Below are 23,945 nucleotides of genomic sequence, written 5' to 3'. Positions count from 1 at the left end.
TCTACTCCGTACGTGGGCGTCAGGACTCGGAGCCGTCGAGGGCCAGCCGGATCAGGGTGTCGGTGTCGAGGTCGTCGAGGTCGACCTCCGCGCCGTCCGGCTCGGGCGCGGGGCCGTCGCCGTCGGCGAGGCCGAGCAGCAGCTCCAGCAGCCCGGCCTCGCGGATGCGGGCGAGCGGGACGGTGGCCAGCGCCTCGCGTACCGCGGTCTCGGCCGGGTCCGCCGTCGGCGTGGTCGACGCCTCGGGCAGCAGCGTGGCGCGCAGGTGGTCGGCGAGCGCGGCCGGGTCGGGGTGGTCGAAGACCAGCGTGGTGGGCAGCGACAGGCCGGTGGCCCGGTTGAGCCGGTTACGCAGCTCGACCGCGGTCAGCGAGTCGAAGCCGAGGTCCTTGAACGCCCGCCGGGGCTTGACCCGCTCCGGGCCGCCGTGGCCGAGCACGGCCGCCGCCTCGGCGCGGACCAGTTCGACGAGCCGCCGGTCCCGGTCCTCGGTGGACAGGTCGCGGAGCTGGTCGCGCAGCGCCGCGCCGCCGTCGGCGGGGACCTCCACGGCGGCGCGGATCGCCTGCCGGGCCTCGGGCAGGTCGGCCAGGAACGGCCGGGGACGGCTCGACGCGTACGCGGGGGCGAACGTCGCCCAGTCCACGTCGACCACGGTGAGGGTGGCGTCGCCGCGCCCGACCGCGACGCGCATGGCGTGCACCGCGTCGGCCGGGGCCATCGCCCGCAGGCCGCGGCGGGCCAGTTCCCGCTGCGCGTCGTCGGTGGCCATGCCACCGTCGGCCCACGGTCCCCAGGCCACCGAGGTGGCGGCGAGGCCGCGGGCGTGCCGCCGGGCGGCCAGCGCGTCGAGGTGGGCGTTGCCGGCCGCGTAGCCGGCCTGCCCGCCGCTGCCCCACACCCCGGCGATGGACGCGAACAGCACGAACGCGTCGAGCGGCCGGTCGCCGAGCAGCTCGTCGAGGTGCACCGCGCCGGCGGTCTTGCCGGTCAGCACCCCGGCCAGCCGGTCCGGGTCGGTGTCGAGCAGCGGTGCCACGTCGTTGAGCCCGGCGGCGTGCACGACGGCGGTCAGCGGCACCGGGTCGGCGTCGAGGCGGGTCAGCAGCGCGGCGACCGCGTCCCGGTCGGCCACGTCGCAGGCGGCGATCGTGACGCGTACGCCGGACGCGGTCAGCTCGTCGCGCAGCTCGGCCGCGCCGGGGGCGGCGTCGCCGCGCCGGCTGGTGAGCACCAGGTGCTCCGCGCCGGCGCCGGCCGCCCAGCGGGCGACGTGCGCGCCGAGCGCGCCGGTGCCGCCGGTGACCAGCACCGTGCCGCTGGGCTGCCACCGGTCGGCGGCGGCCGGCGCGGCCGGGGTGGCGCGGACCAGGCGGCGCGCGTAGAGGCCGCCGCCGCGCAGCGCGAACTGGTCCTCGTCGCCGTCGCTGGTGAGCGCGGCGGCGAGCTGGGCCGGGTCGGTGTCGCCGGCGGGCAGGTCGAGCAGGTTGACGCGCAGCCGGGGCAGTTCCAGCCCGGCGACCCGGGCCAGGCCCCACAGGCCGCCCTGGGCGACGCCGTGCACCGGGTCGCCGCCGTCGGTGGCGACCGCGTCCCGGGTGAGGCACCACAGCGGCGGCGTGTCGCCGGTGTCGTGCAGCGCCTGGATCAGCAGCAGCGTGGCGGCGGTACCGGCGGGCAGCGCCGGATGGTCCGGGTGCGGCGCGTCGTGCAGGCCGAGCAGCGAGACCACGCCGTCGACCGGCCCGTCCGCGAACGCCTTGCCGAGCGCGGCGGCGAGGTCGGCCCGGGTGGTGCCGGCCGGGTCGACGGTGACCGGGCGCAGTTCCGCGCCGGCCAGCGCGGCGGCGACGTCGGCGGTGGCGGGTTCGCCGGCCGGAGCGACGACCAGCCAGGCGCCGCCGGCAACGGGCCGCTCGTCGCGGTCGAGCCGCTTCCAGGTGACCTGGTACGCCCACCGGTCGGCCGGGGTACGCCGGGTACGGGCCCGCCGCCACGTGGTGAGCGCGGGCAGTGCCGGGGCGAGCGTGTCGAGGGCGTCGTCGGCGAGGTGACCGGCGAGCGCGGTGAGGTCGCCGCTCTCCACGGCGGCCCAGAACTCGGCGTCGGAGGCGTCGGTGCGGGTCGGCGTGTCCGGCCAGAACCGCTCGTGCTGGAACGCGTACGTGGGCAGGTCGACGCGGGTGGCGCCGGTGCCGGCGAACCAGGGCGTCCAGTCGACGCGCACACCGTGCACGTGCAGCTCCGCCAGCCCGGCCAGCAACGCCCCGGTCTCGTCCCGGTCCCGGCGCTGCGCCGCCACCGCGACCACGGTCTCGTCGTCGGGCAGGATCTCGGCGGTCAGCGCGGTGAGCACACTCTGCGGACCGACCTCCAGGAACGTGTCCGCCCCGGCGTCACGCAACGCGGCGACCCCGTCGGCGTAACGCACCGCCTCCCGCACGTGCCGCACCCAGTAGTCGACGCTGGTGATCTCGGTCGGGTCGGCCAACGCGCCGGTCACGTTCGACACGATCGGCAGGGCCGGCGCGGCAAACGTCAGCCCGTCGAGGACGGCCCGGAACTCGGCAAGCATCGGCTCCATCAGCGGGCTGTGGAACGCGTGCGACACCGTCAACCGACGAACCCGCACACCCCGCTCCCGCCAGACGCGCTCGACCCCGTCCAGCGCGTCGACCGGACCGGACACCACCGTCGACGACGGCCCGTTCACCGCCGCGACCCCCAACGCGGGGTGCGCCCCGATCGACGCGGCCACCTCGGCCTCCGGCGCGGCGACCGCGAGCATCCCGCCGCCGGCCGGCAACGCCTGCATCAACCGGCCCCGCGCCGCGACGAGGGCGCACGCGTCCGCCAGCGACAACACACCCGCCACGTGGGCAGCGGTCACCTCACCGATCGAGTGCCCGCCCACGAAGTCCGGGGTGACGCCGAACGACTCCACCAGACGGAACAACGCCACCTCGACCGCGAACAGACCCGCCTGCGTGAACTGCGTCTGATCCAACAGCTCGGCATCACCGAACAGCACCGGCTTCAACGGCTCCGGCAGCAACGGATCAAGCTGCGCGCACACCTCGTCCAACGCGGACGCGAACACACCGAACACCTCGGACAACTCCCGACCCATGCCGGCACGCTGCGCGCCCTGCCCGGAGAACAACACCGCCAGTCGCCCGCGCGGGCCGGCCGGGCCGGTGGTCACCGCGCCGGAGGACGTGCCACCGGCCAGCGCGCGCAGCGCGGTCAGCAGTTCGTCCCGGTCGGTGACGCCGAGGACGGCCCGCTGCTCCAGCGTCGGCCGGGTGGTGAGCGCGGACCATCCGACGTCCACCGGGCGGAGCGTCCCGTCGGCGGCGAGCCAGCGCGCCCAACGGTCGGCCTGCGCGGCGAGCGCCGCGTCGGTACGCGCCGACAGCAGCACCGGCACCGGCCCGCCCGCGGTCGCGTCGCCGGTCCGGTCAGGAACCGCCTCGCCGGTCCGGTCCGCGCCTTCGGGCAGGGCGTCGCCGGCTCCGGGCATGCCACCGTCGGCCGTCGGACTCGCCGGCTCGATGACGTCCGTGGGCTGCTCCAGGATGACGTGCGCGTTGGTGCCGGAGATCCCGAACGACGACACCGCGGCCCGACGCGGCCGGTCCACCGAGGGCCACGGCGTCGGCGCCGTCGCCAGCGTCACCGCCCCGGCCGTCCAGTCGATGTGCGGCGACGGCTCGTCCACGTGCAGCGTCGGCGGCATGATCCCGTGCCGCATGGCGAGGACCATCTTGATGATCCCGGCGACGCCGGCGGCGGCCTGGGTGTGCCCGATGTTCGACTTCACCGACCCGAGCAGCAGCGGCGTCGACCGTTCCTGCCCGTACGTCGCCAACACCGCCTGCGCCTCGATCGGATCCCCGAGCGTGGTGCCGGTGCCGTGCGCCTCGACCGCGTCCACGTCGGCCGTGCTCAGCCGCGCGTTGGCCAGGGCCTGCCGGATCACCCGCTGCTGCGACGGCCCGTTCGGCGCGGTCAGGCCGTTCGACGCGCCGTCCTGGTTCACGGCCGTGCCCCGCACCACCGCGAGGACCCGGTGGCCGCGACGGCGGGCGTCGCTGAGCCGCTCGACGAGCAGCATGCCGACGCCCTCGCCCCAACTCGTGCCGTCGGCGCCGGCGGCGAACGACTTGCACCGCCCGTCGGGGGCCAGTCCACGCTGGCGGGAGAAGCCGACGAACGCGCTGGGCGTGGCCATCACGGTCACGCCGCCGGCCAGTGCCAGGTCGCATTCCCCGGCCCGCAGCGCCTGGGCGGCCAGGTGCAGCGCGACAAGCGACGACGAACACGCGGTGTCCACCGTGACGGCCGGTCCTTCCAGCCCGAAGACGTACGCGACGCGGCCGGAGGCGACGCTGCCGGCGGTGCCGTTGACCAGGTAGCCCTCCAGTTCCGCGGAGGCGTCGAGCCGGCCGGCGTAGTCGTGGTGGATCAGTCCGGCGAAGACGCCGGTGGTCGTGGTGCGGTCGTGCGGGTCGAGGCCGGCGGACTCGAACGCCTCCCACGAGGTTTCCAGCAGCAGCCGCTGCTGCGGGTCCATGGCGAGGGCCTCGCGGGGGCTGATGCCGAAGAACGCCGGGTCGAAGTCGGCCGCGTCGGCGAGGAACCCGCCGTAGCGGGTGGTGGAGGTGCCGGCGCGGTCGGCGTCCGGGTCGTAGAGTGCGTCGAGGTCCCAGCCCCGGTCGGCGGGGAACTCGGCGATCCCGTCGCCGCCGGTGGAGACCAGGTCCCACAGTTGGTCCGGGGTGGTGACGCCGCCGGGGAGCCGGCAGGCCATGCCGATGATGGCGATGGGGTCGTCGTCCTCGGTGGCGGTGGCCCGGGTCGCGGCGGCGACGGCGGCCGGCCGGTGGCCGAGTCGTTCGTGCAGGTGTTCGGCGAGGCGTTCCGGGGTGGGGTGGTCGAAGACCAGCGTGGCGGGCAGCCGCAGCCCGGTGGCCGACGCGAGCCGGTTACGCAGCTCCACCGAGGTCAGCGAGTCGAACCCGAGGTCCTTGAACGCCCGGGTGCCGGGCACCGCCTGCGCGGACGCGTGTCCGAGCACCGCCGCGGCCTGCGCCCGGACCAGCTCGACGAGCAACGCGGTCGCCTCGTCCGGGGCCAGGTCGGCGAGCCGCTCGGCCCAGCCGGCGGTGTTCGTGTCCGCGGTGCGGGCCTGCCGGCGTACGCCGGTGGGGGCCAGCAGCCGCAGCAGCGGCGGGAGCTGCGTCCGGTCGCCGGTGATGCGCAGCCGGGCGGCGACCACGGCGGGCAGCGGTTGCGCGGCGGCGGCGTCGAGCAGGGTCGCCCCCTCGGCGACGCTGAGCCCGGTCATGCCGATCCGGCCGAGTCGCTGCCGGTCGCCGGCGTCGAGCCGCCCGGCCATGCCGCCGGTGGCCCACGCGCCCCAGCCGATGCTGGTGGCGGGCAGTCCGGTCGCGTGGCGGTGGGCGGCGAGCGCGTCGAGGAACGCGTTCGCGGCGGCGTAGTTGCCCTGCCCGGGTGAGCCGAGCGTCGCCGCGATGGACGAGAACAGCACGAACTCCGCCAGGTCGTGACCGGCGGTGGCCCGGTGCAGCGCCCAGGCGGCGTCCACCTTGGGCCGCAGCACCCGGTCGACGGCGTCGGCGTCCAGCGACGAGATCGTGGCGTCGGCGACGACGCCGGCGCAGTGGTGGACGGCGGTCAGGTCCACACCGGCCAGCAGCGCGGCGACCTGGGTGTCGTCCGCCACGTCGACGGTGGCGACCCGGACGGTCGCGCCGGCCGTCTCCAGCTCGTCGACGAGGGCCGCGTAGGTCGGGTCGTCGGCCGGCGCGCGGCGGGCCGCGAGGAGCAGGTTCCGGGACCGGCCGGTGGCGACGAGGTGCCGGGCGACGATGCCCGCGAGGGCGCCGGACGCGCCGGTCACCAGCGTGACCCGGTCCGGGTCGACCGGCGCGGGCACGGTGAGCACCACCTTGCCGACGTGCCGGGCCTGGCTGAGGTGCCGCAACGCGGTCCGGGCCTGCCGCACGTCCCAGGTCCGGACCGGCAGGGGCCGCAACGCGCCGCTGGTGAACAGCGCGAGCAACTCGCCCAGCATCTGGCCGATGCGCTCGCCGCCGGCCTCGTTCAGGTCGAACGACCGGTACGTGACGCCCGGATGTTCCCGCGCCACCACCGCCGGATCCCGCAGGTCCGTCTTGCCCATCTCGACGAACCGGCCGCCGCGCGGCAGCAACCGCAACGACGCGTCCACGATTTCACCGGCGAGGGCGTCCAACACCACGTCCACACCGGCACCACCACTGGCGGCCAGGAACCCGCCCTCGAACTCGGTGGTCCGCGACGACGCGATCCGCTCGGCCGCCACGCCCAGCCCCCGCAACGTCCCCCACTTACCGGGACTCGCCGTCGCGTACACCGTCGCACCGAGATGACGAGCGATCTGGATCGCCGCCATCCCCACCCCACCAGCACCGGAGTGAATCAACACCGACTCACCCGAACACAGGTCCGCCAGATCCCGCAACGCGTACCACGCCGTCAGGAACACCACCGGCACCGACGCCGCCTCGACGAACGACCAACCCGCCGGCACCCGCGCGATCCGATCCCGCCGCGCCACCACCACCGGACCGAAACCCGGCTCGAACAACCCGAACACCCGATCACCCACGGCCAACCCGGACACCCCCGGACCGACCTCCAGGACCACGCCCGCGCCCTCACTGCCCATGACCGCCGACGCATCCGGATACATGCCGAGCGCGATCAACACGTCCCGGAAGTTCACCCCGGCCGCCCGCACCGCCACCCGCACCTCACCGGCCGCGAGTGGGGCCGGCGTGGCCGGCACGATCTCGACGCCGTCGAGCGTGCCGGGCCGGGCGGCGGCGACGTGCCAGGCACCCGCCGCCGGCGCCGCCAACTCCGCACCCGCCGGTCGCGTCAACCGGGGTACGCACACCAGGTCGCCGCGCAGCGCGAGCTGACCGCCCACGGTGGCGGGGTCGGCCACCACGGCGGCCAGCACGCCGAGCGCGTGGCGGTCGAGGGCGGCGTCGGCGTCCACGAGCACGATCCGGTCCGGGTGTTCGGACTGCGCCGAGCGCAGCAGTCCCCACACCGCCGCGGCGGCCGGGTCGACGGCCCGGTCGTCGCCGGTGGTCACCGCGTTCCGGGTCACCACCACCAGCCGCGATTCGGCGAGCGCGTCCGCGGCCAGCCACGCCTGCACGGCCGCCAGCACCGCCGCCGTCAGCGACCGCACCCGAGCCGGCAGGTCCCCGTGGACGCCCGCCCCCTCGGCCGCCCGATCGACCGCACCGTCCACGCCCGCCACGCCGTCGGCCACCGCATCGACCACGCCGCTGCCCGCCGTGCCGGTCAGGGCGTCGGCGGTGCGCGCCGGGAGACCGATCGGCAGCAGGATCGCGTCGGGGGCGGGCGTGCCGGCCTCGACGGCTGCCACCAGCGCCACGACGTCCGGGAACGCCGGCACCGCCCCGGCCGGGTCGAGCCAGCCGGCGTGCGGGGATCCGGTGTTCGGCCGGGCCGCGTCGCGTCGGGTCGCCTTCCGGCCCCGGGCCGGTCGGTCCGCGGCGGCGTCGTCCGGGCGGGCCGGGGCGAGCGCCGCCCAGGTCAGATCCGCCTCGGCCGGCGGGATCTCCTCGACCGGCCAGGTCACCGCGTACAGCGAGCGGGAACCCGCGCCGGGGGCCGGGGCGCCGGCCAGTTCGCGCAGCACCAGCGAGTCGACCGACACCACAGGCACGCCGGTCTCGTCGACCGCCACCAGGCGTACCCCGGCACCGGCGCGGCTCAGCCGGACGCGCAGCAGCCGGGCGCCGGCGGCGTGCACCTGGACGCCCTCGAACGCGAACGGCACGCGCGGCCCGGTCGTCCCGGTCCCGCCCGGCAGCAGGCCGATCGGGTGCAACGCGGCGTCCAGCAGCGCCGGGTGCACCGCGAACCCGGCCACCGTGGTGTCCGGGAGCGCCACCTCGGCGTACACCTCGTCGCGGCCGGTCCAGGCCCGGCGCAGGCCCTGGAACGTCGGCCCGTAGGTCAGGCCGTGGCCGACGAGCGTCTCGTACCAGCCGGTCAGGTCCGTCTCGGTGACGCCCGACGGCGGCCAGGCGGCGAGGCCGGGCTCGTCGGCGGCGGCCGGTTCCAGCACCGCCTCGGCGTGCCGGGTCCACTCCGCGTCCGGGTCGTCGTCCGGCTGGGCGTACACGGCGGCGTCCCGGCCGCCGGTGTCGTCGGCGGCGCCGACCCGCACCTGCACCCGGACACCGCCGGTGGCGGGCAGCACCAGCGGCGCGGTGACGGTGAGGTCGCGTACCCGGGGCGCACCGGCCTCGTCGCCGGCGCGCACCACCAGCTCCACCAGCGCGGTACCCGGCAGCAGCACCGCGCCGGCCACGACGTGCTCGGCCAGCCAGGGCTGCGCGGACACCGCGAGCCGGCCGGTCAGCACCGTCTCGTCCGCGCCGGCCAGCCGCACCGCGGCGCCGAGCAGCGGGTGACCGGGCGCGGCCAGCCCGGCGCCGGTCAGGTCACCGGCCCGCCAGCCGGTGGCGTCGGGCCAGAAGCGCCGCCGCTGGAACGGGTACGTGGGCAGGTCGAGCGGTGCCCCGCCGCCGGTCAGCGGCGTCCAGTCCACCGGCACGCCACCGGCGTACGCCTCGGCGAGCGCGGTGAGCAGCGCGGCCCCCTCGGCACGCCCGGCGCGCAGCGTCGGCACCACCACCGGCGTCGCGTCGTCGCCGAGGCAGTCGCGGATCATGCCGGCGAGCACCCCGTCCGGCCCGACCTCCAGGTACGTGCCGACGTGGCGCTGCCGCAGGTCGGCGATGCCGTCGGCGAAGCGGACCGCGTCGCGGACGTGCCGCACCCAGTAGTCGGGATCGCGCAGCGCGTCCGGCTCGGCGACGCCGCCGGTCAGGTTCGACAGCACCGGCAGGCGCGGCGGGTCGAGGGTGAGCCCGTCGACGACGGCCCGGAACTCGTCCAGCATCGGCGTCATCAGCGGACTGTGGAACGCGTGGCTGACGCGCAGCCGGCGGGTCCGCAGCCCGCGCTCCCGCCAGGCGCGTTCCAGTTCGTCGAGGGCGTCGAGGGCACCGGAGACGACCACGGCCGACGGGCCGTTGACGGCGGCGACGCCGACCCGGTCGGCGTACCCGGCGAGCGCGGCGGTCACCTCGTCCTCGGGCGCGGCGACGGCGAGCATGCCGCCGCCGTCGGGCAGCGCCTGCATGAGCCGGCCGCGCGCGGCGACCAGCGCGGCGGCGTCGGGCAGGGAGAGCACCCCGGCCACGTACGCGGCGGTGATCTCGCCGACGGAGTGCCCGCCGACCACGTCGGGGGTGATCCCGAACGACTCGATCAGGCGGAACAGCGCCACCTCGACGGCGAACAGCGCCGGCTGGGTGAACTCGGTGCGGTCCAGCAGCGCCGCTTCCGGAGCCCCTTCGGGCGCGAAGAGCACCGGGCGCAGCGGGCGGGGCAGCAACGGGTCGAGGTGCCGGCAGACCTCGTCCAGCGCGGCGGCGAAGACCGGGAACGCCCGGTACGCCTCGCGGCCCGTGCCGGGGCGTTGGGCCCCCTGACCGGAGAAGAGCACGGCGAGCCGGCCGGTGCCGGCGGTGCCGCGTACCACGGTGGACGACGGCTCGTCGGCGGCGACGGCGGCGAGGCCGGCGAGCAGGCCGGCCCGGTCGCGGGGCAGCAGCACGGCCCGGTGTTCGAACGCGGACCGTCCGGTGGCGAGCGCGTGTGCGAGGTCGGTCAGCGGCACCGCCGGGTTCGTCTCGATCCAGGCGGCCAGCCGGTCGGCCTGGGCGCGCAGCGCGTCCGGGGTGCGGGCGGAGAGCACACACGGGGTGCCGAGGTCGCCGGTGACGGCCGGGGGCGTGGTGGGGGCGGCTGCCGGTTCGGGGGCCTGTTCCAGGATGGCGTGCACGTTGGTCCCGGAGATGCCGAACGAGGAGACGGCGGCGCGGCGGGGCCGGTCGACGGCCGGCCAGGGCGCCGCCGTCGTGGCCAGCGTGACCGCGCCGGCGGTCCAGTCGACGTGCGGGGACGGCTCGTCGGCGTGCAGCGTCGGCGGCACCACCCCGTGCCGCATGGCCAGGACCATCTTGATGATGCCGGCGACGCCGGCGGCGGCCTGGGTGTGGCCGATGTTCGACTTGACGGAGCCGAGCAGCAGCGGCGTGGACCGGTCCTGCCCGTACGTGGCGAGCAGCGCCTGCGCCTCGATCGGGTCACCGAGCGCGGTGCCGGTGCCGTGCGCCTCGACCACGTCCACGTCGGCCGGGGACAGCCGGGCGTTGGCCAGCGCGGCCCGGATGACCCGCTGCTGGGAGGGGCCGTTGGGGGCGGTGAGGCCGCTGCTGGCGCCGTCCTGGTTGACCGCGCTGCCGCGCAGCACGGCGAGGATCCGGCGATTGTTGCGGCGGGCGTCGGAGAGGCGTTCCAGCAGCAGCATGCCGACGCCCTCGGCGAAGCCGGTGCCGTCGGCGTCGGCGCCGAACGCCTTGCACCGCCCGTCCGGGGACAGGCCGCGCTGGCGGGAGAACTCGGCGAGCATGCCGGGGCTGGACATGACCGTGACGCCGCCGGCCAGGGCCAGGCCGCACTCCTGCTGACGCAGCGCCTGGGCGGCCAGGTGCAGCGCGACGAGCGACGACGAGCAGGCGGTGTCGACGGTGACCGCCGGGCCTTCCAGGCCGAGCAGGTAGGAGATGCGGCCGGAGGCGACGCTGCCGGCGCTGCCGTTGCCCACGTACCCGTCGAGTTCGTCGTCGGCGCCGACGGCGGTGCCGGCGTAGTCGTGGTAGATCAGGCCGACGTAGACACCGGTGCTGCTGCCGCGCACGGTGGCCGGGTCGACGCCGGCACGCTCCAGCGCCTCCCACGACGTCTCCAGCAGCAGCCGCTGCTGCGGGTCCATGGCGAGCGCCTCGCGCGGGTTGATGCCGAAGAACGCGGCGTCGAAGTCGGCGGCGTCGTAGAGGAAGCCGCCGTGTCGGGGCGCGGGCCGGTCGTCGCCGTCGTTCAGCAGGCCGGCCAGGTCCCAGCCCCGGTCGGTGGGGAACGGTGCGATCACGTCCGCGCCGGCGGTGACCAGGTTCCACAGGTCCTCGGGGCTGCGGACGTCGCCGGGGAACCGGCAGGCCATGCCGACGACGGCGATCGGCTCGTCGACGGCGGTGGTCGCGGTGCCGGCCGGCGCGGCGGCCGGTGCGGCCCGGCCGCCGATCTCCCGGTCGAGGTGCTCGGCGAGCACGACCGGGGTGGGGTGGTCGAACGCCACGGTGGCGGGCAGTCGCAGCCCGGTGGCGGCGGCGAGCCGGTTACGCAGCTCCACCGAGGTCAGCGAGTCGAAGCCGAGTTCCTTGAACGGGCGTTGCGGGTCGACGCCTTCGGCGGACCGGTGGCCGAGCACCGCGGCGACGCTGCCGGTGACCAGGTCGAGGAGCTGGTTGTGCCGGGCGGTGGGGTTGAGCGCCGCGAGCCGGTCGGCCAGCGACAGCTCCCCTCCGGTACGCGCGGCGGCCCGCCGCCGGGCCGGGCGGATCAGCTCGCGCAGCAGTTCCGGCACGCGGGCCGGGTCGGGGCTGGTCGGCACGTTCATGAGCACGGTGTGCGCGCCGCCGTGCCGCTGGGCGGCGTCGAGCAGCGCGAGCCCCTCGGCGTCGGTGAGCGGGGCGCTGCCGGCGCGGATGGCGCGGCGGTGCTCGCCGTCGTCGAGGTGGGCGGTCATGGTGCTGGTGGTGGCCCAGAGTCCCCAGGCGAGGCTGGCCGCCGGCAGTCCGGTCGCCCGGCGGTGGACGGCGAGCGCGTCGAGGAACGCGTTCGCGGCGGCGTAGTTGCCCTGCCCGGGCGAGCCGAGCGTGGCGGCGATCGACGAGAACAGCACGAACGCGGTCAGGTCCTGGCCGGCGGTGGCCTCGTGCAGCGCCCAGGCGGCGTCCACCTTGGGCCGCAGCACCCGGTCGACGGCGTCGGCGTCCAGGGAGGTGACGGTGGCGTCGGCGATGGCGCCGGCGCAGTGGTACACGGCGGTCAGGTCCACGCCGGCCACCAGCTCGGCGGCCCGGCCGGGTTCGGTCAGGTCGACCGGGACGGCGCGGACCGTGGCCCCGGCGTCGGTCAACTCGTCGACGAGCGCCGCGTACGCCGGGTCGTCGGCCGGGGACCGGCGGGCTGCGAGGAGCAGGTTGCGGGTCTGGCCGGTGGCGACGAGGTGGCGGGCGACCAGGCCGGCGAGGGTGCCGGACGCGCCGGTGACGAGCGTGACGCGGTCCGGTTCGGCGGGCGCGGGCACGGTGAGCACGACCTTGCCGACGTGCCGGGCCTGGCTGAGGTGCCGCAGCGCGGTGCGGGCCTGCCGGACGTCCCAGGTCCGGGTGGGCAGCGGCGTCAGCGCGCCCGTCTCGAACAGGTCGAGCAGTTCGGTGAGCATCTGGCCGAGGCGTTCGCCGCCGGCCCCGTTGAGTTCGAACGCCCGGTACGTCACGCCGGGGTGCTGGGCGGCGACCTGGTCCGGATCCCGCAGGTCCGTCTTACCCATCTCGACGAACCGGCCGCCGCGCGGCAGCAACCGCAACGACGCGTCCACGAACTCACCGGCGAGGGCGTCCAACACCACGTCCACCCCGGCGCCACCGCTGGCAGTCAGGAACGACTGCTCGAAATCGGTGGTCCGCGACGACGCGATCCGCTCGTCCGCCACGCCCAGGCCCCGCAACGTGCCCCACTTCGGAGGGCTGGCAGTGGCGTAGACCGTCGCGCCGAGATGCCGGGCGATCTGGATCGCGGCCATGCCGACCCCACCGGTCCCGGAGTGGATCAACACCGACTCACCCGAACGCAGCCCGGCCAGGTCGCGCAACGCGTACCACGCCGTCAGGAACACCACCGGCACCGACGCCGCCTCGACGAACGACCAACCCGCCGGCACCCGCGCGATCCGATCCCGCCGCGCCACCACCACCGGACCGAAACCCGGCTCGAACAACCCGAACACCCGATCACCCACGGCCAACCCGGACACCCCCGGACCGACCTCCAGGACCACGCCCGCGCCCTCACTGCCCATCACCGCCGACGCATCCGGATACATCCCGAGCGCGATCAACACGTCCCGGAAGTTCACCCCGGCCGCCCGCACCGCCACCCGCACCTCACCAGCCGCGAGCGGCGGTGTGTCGGTCGGCCGCAGGGCGACACCGTCGATGGTGCCGGGCTCGACGGCCGCCACGTGCCAGCGTTCGGTCGACGGGACGAGCCGGTCACCGGCCGGGCGGACCACGCGCGGCACGAGCACGTCGCCGCCGCGCAGCGCGACCTGCCCGCCGGCCGGCGCGGCGGCGAGCAGCGCCAGCACGTCGGCGTCAGGCGTCCGGTCCAGGTCAGCCAGGAGGATCCGGCCCGGGTGCTCGGACTGCGCGGACCGCAGCAGTCCCCACGCCGCCGCGCCGGCCAGGTCGGCGATCCGGTCGCCGTCCCGGGTCGCCACCGCGCCCCGGGTGGTCACCACCAGTCGCGAGTCGGCCAGGTCGTCGGCGGCCAGCCAGCCCCGCACCGCCGCCAGCACCGCCAGCGTCACCGACCGCACCCGGTCCGGCAGATCCCCGCCGGCCGTGCCGGTCCGGCCGTCGCCGGCCGCACCGTCGACGGTCTCTTGACCGCCCCCGACCGGCAGCAGCACCGCCTCGGGGGCCGGCGTGCCAGCCGCGACGGCGGCCACCAGCGCGTCCATGTCGGGGTACTCCGCGCCGTCGACGCCGGCCAGCGTCGCCCAGGCCGTCGGCCGGTCCGCCGGCGTGACGTCCCGCACCGTCCAGGTCACCTCGAGGACGGACCGGTCGACGGCGGCCGGTACGACGGACGCGCCCAGCTCCTTGAGCACCAGCTCGTCCACCGACACCACAGGCGCGCCGGTCTCGTCGGCGGCGACCAGCCGCACCGCGTCACCGGCGCGGGACAGCCGCACCCGCAGCACCGCCGCGCCGGCCGCGTGCACCTGCACGCCACCGAACGTGAACGGCACCCGCGGTCCGGGCGTCGCGTCGCCGCCGGGCAGCAGGCCGATGACGTGCAGCGCGGCGTCGAGCAGCGCCGGGTGCACCTCGAACCGGCCGGCGCGGTCGGCCGGCCCGTCCGGCAGGGCGACCTCGGCGCAGACCGTGCCGTCGACGGTCCAGGCCCGGCGCAGGCCCCGGAACGCCGGCCCGTACGCCAGGCCGTGCCCGGCGAGCGTGTCGTACCAGCCGGTGAGGTCCGCCTCGGCGGCGCCGGCGGGGGGCCAGGCGTCGAGCGTCGACTCGTCGCCGGTGGCCGGTTCCAGCACACCCTCGGCGTGCCGGGTCCACCCGTCGTCGATGGTCCCGTCGGGTTGGGCGTGCACGGTCACCGGGCGCGTACCGGCGTCGTCGGGCGCGCCGACGCGTACCTGCACCCGGACGCCGCCGGTGTCCGGCAGGGCCAGCGGGGCGACGAGCGTCAGTTCACGGACCCGGGCCGCGCCGACCTCGTCGCCGGCCCGGACCGCCAGCTCGACGAGCGCGGTGCCGGGCAGCAGCACGGTGCCGGCGACCGTGTGGTCGGCCAGCCACGGCTGCGCCGCGAGCGAGAGCCGTCCGGTCAGCACCACCTCGTCCGCGTCGGCCAGCCGGACCGCGGCGCCGAGCAGCGGGTGCCCGGCGGCGCCGAGGCCGGCGCCGGTGACGTCGCCGCCGTGCGTCGCGCCCGGTTCGGGCCAGAACCGTTCCCGCTGGAACGCGTACGGGGGCAGGTCGACCCGGGCGGTCCCGGAGCCGGCGAAGACGGCCGCCCAGTCGACCGGTACGCCGGCGGTGTGCAGGCCGCCGAGCGCGGTGAGGAGCTGGCGGGGGCCGTGCTCGTCGCGGCGCAGCGAGCCGACGACGACGCCGGGCGTCCCGGCGGGCGTCCGGTCGAGCGCGTCCTGCACCACGACCTTGAGCACCGGGTGCGGGCTGATCTCGACGAACGCCCGGTGTCCGGTGTCGATCAGCGCGTCCACGACCGGCGCGAGGCGGACCGGTTCGCGCAGGTTACGGAACCAGTAGTCGGCGTCCAGTTCGGCGGTGTCGATCGGCTCGCCGGTGACGGTGGAGTGGAACACCACCCGGCTCGGGCGCGGCGTGAGCGTGCCGAGCGCGGCGGCCAGGTCGTCGCGGACCGCGTCGACGTGCGCGCAGTGCGAGGCGTAGTCGACGGCGATCCGCCGGGCCCGCAGGTCACGGTCGGCGGCGACGGCGAGCAGCTCGTCGACGGCGTCGGCGTCGCCGGAGACGACGGTGACGGTGGCGCCGTTGAGCGCGGCGACGCCGAGCCGGTCGCCCCAGGGCGCGACGAGGTCGGCGGTGTCGGCGGCGGACAGCGGCACGGAGACCATGCCGCCGCGGCCGGAGAGGGCGAGCAGCGCCCGGCTGCGGGCCACCACGAGCCGCATCGCGTCGGGCAGGGTGAGCGCGCCGGCCACGCAGGCGGCGGCGATCTCGCCCTGCGAGTGGCCGATCACCGCGTCGGGGCGTACGCCGCAGGAGCGCCACACCTCGGCCAGCGACACCATCACGGCGAACAGCAGCGGCTGGACCACGTCGACCCGGTCCAGCGGCGGGGCGTCGGGTGCGCCGCGCAGCACGTCCTCGGGCGTCCAGTCGACGAGTCCGGCCAGCTCGGCGGCGCACTCGCGCATCCGGTCCCGGAAGGCCGGGGAGCTGTCGAGCAGGTCGAGCGCCATGCCGGGCCACTGGGAGCCCTGGCCGGGGAAGACGAAGACGACCTTCGGCGGACCGTCGGCGGGGGCGGTCGGCGGCGCGGCGACGGTGAGCGCGGCGAGCGCGTCGTCCCGGCCGGCGGCGACGGTGACCTGCCGGTACGGGTGGTGGGCGCGGCCGGTGGCCAGGGACCAGCCGACGTCGGCGAGGTCCAGGTCGGGGTGGGCGTCGAGGTGGTCGCGCAGCCGGGCGGCCTGGGCGGGCAGCGCGCGGGCACTGCGCGCGGACAGCAGCAGCGGCACGGCGTCGGCGGCGACCAGGCCGGGGCCGGCGGCGGGCGCGGGACCGGCTGGCGGCGCGGCGGGGGCCGCCTCGATGACGGCGTGCGCGTTGGTGCCGGAGATGCCGAACGAGGAGACGGCGGCGCGGCGGGGCCGGTCGACGGCCGGCCAGGGCGCGGCGTCCGTGACCAGGGTGACCGCGCCGGCGGTCCAGTCGATGTGCGACGAGGGCGCGTCCACGTGCAGCGTCGGCGGCACCACGCCGTGCCGCATCGCGAGGACCATCTTGATGATGCCGGCGACGCCGGCGGCTGCCTGGGTGTGCCCGATGTTCGACTTGATCGAGCCGAGCAGCAGCGGCGTCTCGCGGTCCTGCCCGTACGTGGCGAGCAGCGCCTGCGCCTCGATCGGGTCGCCGAGCGTGGTGCCGGTGCCGTGCGCCTCGACCACGTCCACGTCGGCCGGGGACAGCCGCGCGTTGGCCAGCGCGGCGCGGATGACGCGTTGCTGCGACGGGCCGTTCGGCGCGGTCAGGCCGTTGGACGCGCCGTCGGAGTTGACGGCGGTGCCGCGTACCACGGCGAGGACGTGGCGTCCGTCGCGGCGCGCGTCGGCGAGGCGCTGCACCAGCAGGATGCCGACGCCCTCGCCCCAGCCGGTGCCGTCCGCGCCGGCGGCGAACGCCTTGCACCGGCCGTCCGGGGCCAGGCCGCCCTGCCGGGAGAACTCGGAGAACATGCCGGGCGTGGCCATCAGCGCCACACCGCCGGCGAGCGCCAGGTCGCACTCGCCGGAGCGCAGCGCCTGCGCGGCCAGGTGCAGGGCGACAAGCGACGACGAGCAGGCGGTGTCGACGGTGACGGCCGGCCCCTCCAGGCCGAACGTGTAGGCGAGCCGGCCGGAGGCGACGCTGCCGGCGGTGCCGGTGAGCAGGTGGCCTTCGAGCCCTTCGGCGCCGTCGGCGGCGTACCCGGAGGAGGCGGCGCCGACGAAGACGCCGGTGGCGGTGCCGGCGCGGGTGGCCGGGTCGAGGCCGGCGGACTCGAACGCCTCCCACGAGGTTTCCAGCAGCAGCCGCTGCTGCGGATCCATGGCCAGGGCCTCGCGCGGGCTGATGCCGAAGAACGCCGGGTCGAAGTCGCCGGCGTCGGCGAGGAACCCGCCGTGGCGGGTGGTGGACGTGCCGGCCCGGTCGGCGTCCGGGTCGTAGAGCGCGTCGAGGTCCCATCCCCGGTCGGCGGGGAACCCGCCGATCGCGTCCCCGCCGGCGGCGACCAGGTCCCAGAGCTGCTCGGGGGTGGCGATGCCGCCCGGGTAGCGGCAGGCCATGCCGATGATGGCGAGCGGTTCGTCGGCGCGGGCGGGCCCGGCGGTACGGGTGACCGGCGCGGCGGGCGCGGCGGCGGCGAGCTGCCCGTGCAGCAGGCCGGCGACGCGTTCCGGGGTGGGGTGGTCGAAGACCAGCGTGGCGGGCAGCCGCAGCCCGGTGGCCGACGCGAGCCGGTTACGCAGCTCCACCGACGTCAGCGAGTCGAACCCGAGGTCCTTGAACGCCCGCGCACCGGGCACCGCCTGCGCCGACGCGTGTCCGAGCACCGCCGCCGCCTGCGCCCGGACCAGCTCGACGAGCAACGCGGTCGCCTCGTCCGGGGCCAGGCCGGCGAGCCGCTCGGCCCAGCCGCTCTGGCCGCCGCCGGTGGCCTGCGCGGCGGCGCGGCGGGTGCCGGCGCGGGCCAGTCCGCGCAGGATCGCCGGGTAGCGGTCGGCGTCGCCGGTGAGCCGCAGCCGGGCCGCCGCGACGGCGGGCCGGGCGCGGCGGGTGGCGGCGTCGAGCAGGGCGGCGCCCTCGGTGGCGGTGAGCGGGGTCATCCCGAGGCGGCGCAGCCGGCGCGCGTCGTCCCGGTCGAGGTGGGCGGTCATGGCGCTGCTGGTGGCCCACATGCCCCAGCCGATGCTGGTGGCGGGCAGTCCGGTCGCGTGGCGGTGGGCGGCCAGCGCGTCGAGGAACGCGTTCGCGGCGGCGTAGTTGCCCTGCCCGGGCGAGCCGAGCGTCGCCGCGAACGAGGAGAACAGCACGAACTCCGCCAGGTCGTGACCGGCGGTGGCCCGGTGCAGCGCCCAGGCGGCGTCCACCTTGGGCCGCAGCACCCGGTCGACGGCGTCGGCGTCCAGCGACGCGATCGTCGCGTCGGCGACCAGACCCGCGCAGTGGTAGACGGCGGTCAGGTCCACACCGGCCAGCAGCGTGGTCACCTGCGCCGGGTCGCCGAGGTCCACCGCGACGGCCCGGACGGTCGCACCGGCCTCGGTCAGCTCGTCGACGAGCGCCGCGTACGCCGGGTCGTCGGCCGGGGACCGGCGGGCGGCCAGCAGCAGGTTGCGCGACTGGCCGGAGGCGACGAGGTGCCGGGCGACGATGCCCGCGAGGGCGCCGGACGCGCCGGTCACCAGCATGACCCGGTCCGGATCGGCCGACGCGGGCACGGTGAGCACCACCTTGCCGACGTGCCGGGCCTGGCTGAGGTGCCGCAACGCGGTCCGGGCCTGCCGCACGTCCCAGGCCCGCACCGGCAGCGGCGACAGCACACCGCGCTCGAACAGCGCCAGCAGCTCGGCCAGCATCTCCCCGATCCGCGCCCCGCCCGCGTCGTTCAGGTCGAACGACCGGTAGCCGACGCCCGGATGCTCCCGCGCCACCACCGCCGGATCCCGCAGGTCCGTCTTGCCCATCTCCACGAACCGGCCGCCGCGCGGCAGCAACCGCAACGACGCGTCCACGAACTCGCCGGCCAGCGCGTCCAGCACCACGTCGACACCGGCGCCGCCGCTCGCGGCGGCGAACACGCCCTCGAAGTCGGTGGTCCGCGACGAGGCGATCCGCTCGTCCGCGACACCCAACCCACGCAAGGTCCCCCACTTACCGGGGCTGGCCGTCGCGTACACCGTCGCGCCGAGGTGGTGGGCGATCTGGATCGCCGCCATGCCCACGCCGCCGGCACCGGAGTGGATCAGCACCGACTCACCGGCACGCAGGTCGGCCAGGTCCCGCAACGCGTACCAGGCGGTGAGGAACACCAGCGGCACGGACGCCGCCTCGGTGAACGTCCAGCCGGCCGGGATGCGGGCCACCCGCTCGCGGGCGGCGAGGACCTCCGGCCCGAAGCCGGGCTCGAACATGCCCAGCACCCGGTCGCCGGGGGCCAGGTCGGTGACGTCCGGGCCGACGGCCAGGACCATGCCGGCGCCCTCGCTGCCCATCCGGGCGGCCGGATCGGGGTACATGCCGAGCGCGATGAGCACGTCGCGGAAGTTCACGCCGGTGGCCCGCACCGCGATGCGGACCTGGCCGGGTCCCGGCTCGGCGACCGACGCCGACACCGGCGCGACGCCGTCCAGCGTGCCGGGCGCGACCGCCGCGAGATGCCAGCGGCCGTCCGGCGGGTTCAGCTCGTCGTCGGCCGGGCGCGCCAACCGGGGTACGCGCACCGCGTCGCCGCGCAGCGCCACCTGACCGCCGGTCGCCGTCGGGTCGGCGACCACTCCGGCCAGCGCCGACAGCGCCTCGGCGTCCGGCTCCCGGTCCAGGTCGACAAGCACGATGCGGCCCGGATGCTCCGACTGCGCCGAGCGCAGCAGCCCCCACACCGCCGCGCCGGCCAGGTCGGTGATCCGGTCGTCGTCGGTGGCCGCGACCGCGCCCCGGGTGAGCACCACCAGACGCGAGTCGGCGAGCGCGTCCGCGGCCAGCCAGTCCTGGAGCGCCGCCAGCACGGCGGTGGTCACGGACCGGACCCGGTCCGGCAGGCCGGTGCCGTTCGCGGCTGCCGTCGTGCCCGCGGCGTCGGCGGTCAGGTCGCCGGCCGGGCCGGCGTCGGCGGTCCGGTTGTCGGCCGGGCCGTCGCCGGTGGACCGGTTGTCGGTGGGGCCGGCGGGCAGTCGCAGCAGCACTGCCTCCGGGGCCGGGCCACCGGCCGGCACGGCGGCGACGAGCGCCGCCACATCCGGATACTCCGCCACGTCACCGCTGTCGGACGCGGACGCGCCGGACCCGGCAGGGCCGGCCGTGTCCCCGTCGGTCAACCGCAGCGCCGCCCACACCGGCGCGGTGGCCGGCGCGGTGACCGGCTCGACCGGCCAGGTCAGCGCGTACAGGGACCGGTCGGCGGCGGTGACCGGCGCGGACCCGCCCAGCTCCCGCAGCGTCAAGGCGTCCACCGAGACCACCGGTGCGCCGGTGGCGTCCACCGCGACCAGCCGCACCGACGAGCCGGCGCGGGTCAGCCGCACCCGCAGCACCCGGGCGCCGGCGGCGTGCACCTGCACGCCCTCGAACGCGAACGGGACCCGGGGACCGTCGCCGGAGCCGGCGTCGAGCAGGCCGATCGGGTGCAGCGCCGCGTCGAGCAGCGCCGGGTGCACGCCGAAGCCGGTCGGGTCGGCCCCGTCGGGAAGCGTCACCTCGGCGTACGCCTCGTCCGGGCCGGAGAAGACCCGACGGACGCCCCGGAACACCGGCCCGTACGCCAGGCCGTGCGCGGCGAACGCGTCGTACCAGTCGGTGACGTCCACCTCGGACGCCCCGGCGGGCGGCCACGCGCCGACCGTGGGTTCCCCGGCGGCGGCCGGTTCCAGCAGGCCCTCGGCGTGCCGCACCCACTCGGCGTCCGGGTCGTCGTCGGGCTGGGCGTGCACGGTCACCGGTCGACCGCCGGTGTCGTCGGCGGCGCCGACCCGCACCTGCACCCGGACCGCGCCGGCGGCCGGCAGCGTGAGCGGGGTGGCCACGGTCAGCTCGCGGATCCGGCTGGCGTCGGCCTCGTCGCCGGCACGCACCACCAGTTCCAGCAGCGCGGTGCCGGGCACCACCACCGCGCCGGCGACCACGTGGTCGGCCAGCCACGGGTGGGTGGACACGGACAGCCGCCCGGTGAGCACCACCTCGTCGTCGCCGGCGAGCCGGACGGCGGCGCCGAGCAGCGGGTGTCCGGCCACGCCGAGCCCGGCCCCGGACACGTCCCCGGCCTGCCAGGCCGGCGCGTCCGGCCAGAACCGCTCCCGCTGGAACGCGTACGTGGGCAGGTCGGCCGGGCGGGCGCCGGTGTCGGCGAACCAGGGCGTCCAGTTCACCGGCACGCCGTGCACGTGCAGTTCGGCGAGCGCCGCGAGCAGCGCCTCGGTCTCCGGCCGGTCGCGTCGCTGGGCGGCGACGGTGAGCACGCCGTCGGCGTCGGGCAGCGCCTCGGCGGTCAGCGCGGTGAGCACGCTGCGCGGGCCGATCTCCAGGAAGGTGTCCGCGCCGGCGGCGCGCAGCGCGGCCACGCCGTCGGCGTACCGGACCGCCTCGCGGACGTGCCGCACCCAGTAGTCGGGGGTGCACAGGTCGTCGCCCTCGGCGAGCGCACCGGTCAGGTTGGACACCACCGGCAGCGTCGGGGCGGCGAAGTCCAGCCGCGTCAGCACCGCGCGGAAGCGGTCCAGCATCGGCGTCATCAGCGGGCTGTGGAACGCGTGGGACACGGCGAGCCGCCGCACCCGGACGCCCTGCCCGGTCCAGCGCGCGGCCAGTTCGTCGAGCGCGTCGACCGCGCCGGAGACCACCACCGACGACGGACCGTTGACCGCGGCGATCCCGACCCGGTCGGCATGTCCGGCCAGGTCGGCGCGGACCTGCTCCTCGGTGGCGGCGACGGCGAGCATGCCGCCGCCGGCCGGCAGCGCCTGCATCAGCGCGCCCCGGGCCGCCACCAGCAGGCAGGCGTCCTTCAGCGACAGCACCCCGGCCAGGTACGCGGCGGTGACCTCGCCGATCGAGTGGCCGGCCAGCAGGTCCGGGGTGACGCCGAACGACTCGACGAGGCGGAACAGCGCCACCTCGACCGCGAACAGACCGGCCTGGGTGAACGCGGTCTCGTCCAGCAGCGTCGCCTCGGGCGTGCCCTCGGCCGCGAACAGCACCTCTCTCAGCGGCCGGGGCAGCGCCCGGTCCAGGTGCGCGCACACCGCGTCCAGCGCGGCGGCGAACACCGGGAACTGCGCGTACAGCTCGCGGCCCATGCCGGCGCGTTGCGCGCCCTGCCCGGAGAAGAGCATGGCGGTGGGGCCGCGGTCGGTCGCCTCGCCGGTGACCAGCGCGCCGGCCGGTTCACCGGCGGCCAGTGCCCGCAGCGCGGCCCGCAGGCCGTCCGGGTCGGCGGCGGCGAGCACGGCCCGCCGGTCCAGCGTGGTCCGGGTGGTGACCGACGCGTACGCGACGTCCACCGGCCGGGGCGCGGCGTCCGCGTCCAGCCGGGACGCCCAGCGGCCGGCCTGCGCGGCGAGCGCGGCCGGGTCGGCGGCGGAGAGCAGCACGGGCACGACCGGCCGGTCCACGGTGGCCGTCGGCTCGGGGGCCGGCTCGACCGCCGGGGCCTCCTCGATGACCAGGTGGGCGTTGGTGCCGCTCATGCCGAACGAGGAGACGGCGGCCCGGCGGACCCGCTCCGGGTCGGCCGGCCAGGGTCGGGGCTCGGTGAGCAGCGCGACCGCGCCGGCCGACCAGTCGACGTGCGGGGTGGGCTCGTCGGCGTGCAGCGTGGCGGGGAGCAGGCCGTGGCGCAGCGCCAGCACCATCTTCATCACGCCGGCGACGCCGGCGGCGGCCTGGGTGTGGCCGAGGTTCGACTTCAGCGAGCCGAGCCGCAGCGGCCGGTCGGCGGGCCGGTCCCGGCCGTACGTGGCGAGCAGCGCCTGCGCCTCGATCGGATCGCCGAGCGTGGTGCCGGTGCCGTGCGCCTCGACCACGTCGACGTCGGCCGGGGTGAGCCCGGCGTTGTCCAGGGCCTCCCGGATGACGCGCTGCTGGGCGGGGCCGTTGGGGGCGGTGAGCCCGCTGCTGGCACCGTCGGAGTTGACCGCGCTGCCGCGGATCACGGCCAGCACCGGGTGACCGAGCCGGCGGGCGTCGCTGAGCCGTTCGACGAGCACCAGGCCGGCGCCCTCGGCCCAGCCGGTGCCGTCGGCGGCGGCGGAGAACGCCTTGCACCGGCCGTCGGCGGCCAGGCCGCGCTGGCGGGAGAACTCGACGAAGCCGCCCGGGGTGGCCATCACGCTGGCGCCACCGGCGACGGCCAGGGTGCACTCGCCGTCGCGCAGCGCCTGCGCGGCCAGGTGCAGCGCGACGAGCGACGACGAGCAGGCGGTGTCGATGGTGACGGCCGGCCCTTCCAGGCCGAACGTGTAGGCGAGGCGGCCGGAGATGACGCTGGCGGCGGTGCCGGTCAGCACGTAACCCTCGACGCCGGCGGGCAGCCGGCGCAACACGGACGCGTAGTCCTGCCCGGCGGTGCCCACGAACACGCCGGTGCGGCTGCCGCGCAGCGTGCCGGCGTCGATGCCGGCCCGTTCGAACACCTCCCAGGTGGTCTCCAGCAGCAGCCGCTGCTGCGGGTCCATGGCGAGCGCCTCGCGCGGGCTGATGCCGAACGGGGTGGGGTCGAAGTGCCCGGCGTCGGTGAGGAAGCCGCCCCGGTCGCTGTACGAGGTGCCCTGGTGGTCCGGGTCCGGGTCGTACAGGTCCGCCAGGTCCCAGCCGCGGTCGGTGGGGAACGGTCCGGTGGCGTCGGTGCCGGCGGCGACCAGGTCCCAGAGCTGTTCCGGGGAGCTCACGCCGCCGGGGAACCGGCAGGCCATGGCCACCACGGCGATCGGCTCGGGCTCCTCCAGCTCCCGCAGGCGCCGGTGCGCCTGACGGAGCTCGGTGGTCACCCACTTGAGGTGTTCGAGAAGCTTCTCTTCGTCCGCCATGATCCACCCGCCCGCAGTTGCTGCCGATCGATTCCGTCGAACACCGAGGTAGCCGCCGGTGCGGCACACGGGGGTACGCCGGCACCCGGCCCGTCACCGTGAGTGGACGCTACTGAGCGCTGAC

At 76.9% G+C, this 23,945-nt stretch carries 1 protein-coding gene; it reads right to left on the bottom strand.

Features of this window, described 5'->3' with window-relative positions:
- Nucleotides 1-19: 19 nt before the first annotated feature.
- A complete protein-coding gene (locus ACZ6O5_RS12850) occupies nt 20-23,824 on the bottom strand; it encodes a type I polyketide synthase (RefSeq protein WP_465977224.1) in 23,805 nt (7,934 codons plus the stop codon).
- Nucleotides 23,825-23,945 lie beyond the last annotated feature (121 nt).

Source organism: Micromonospora sp. NPDC049201, assembly GCF_055586805.1.
This window is presented reverse-complemented; position numbering and strand designations above follow the sequence as displayed.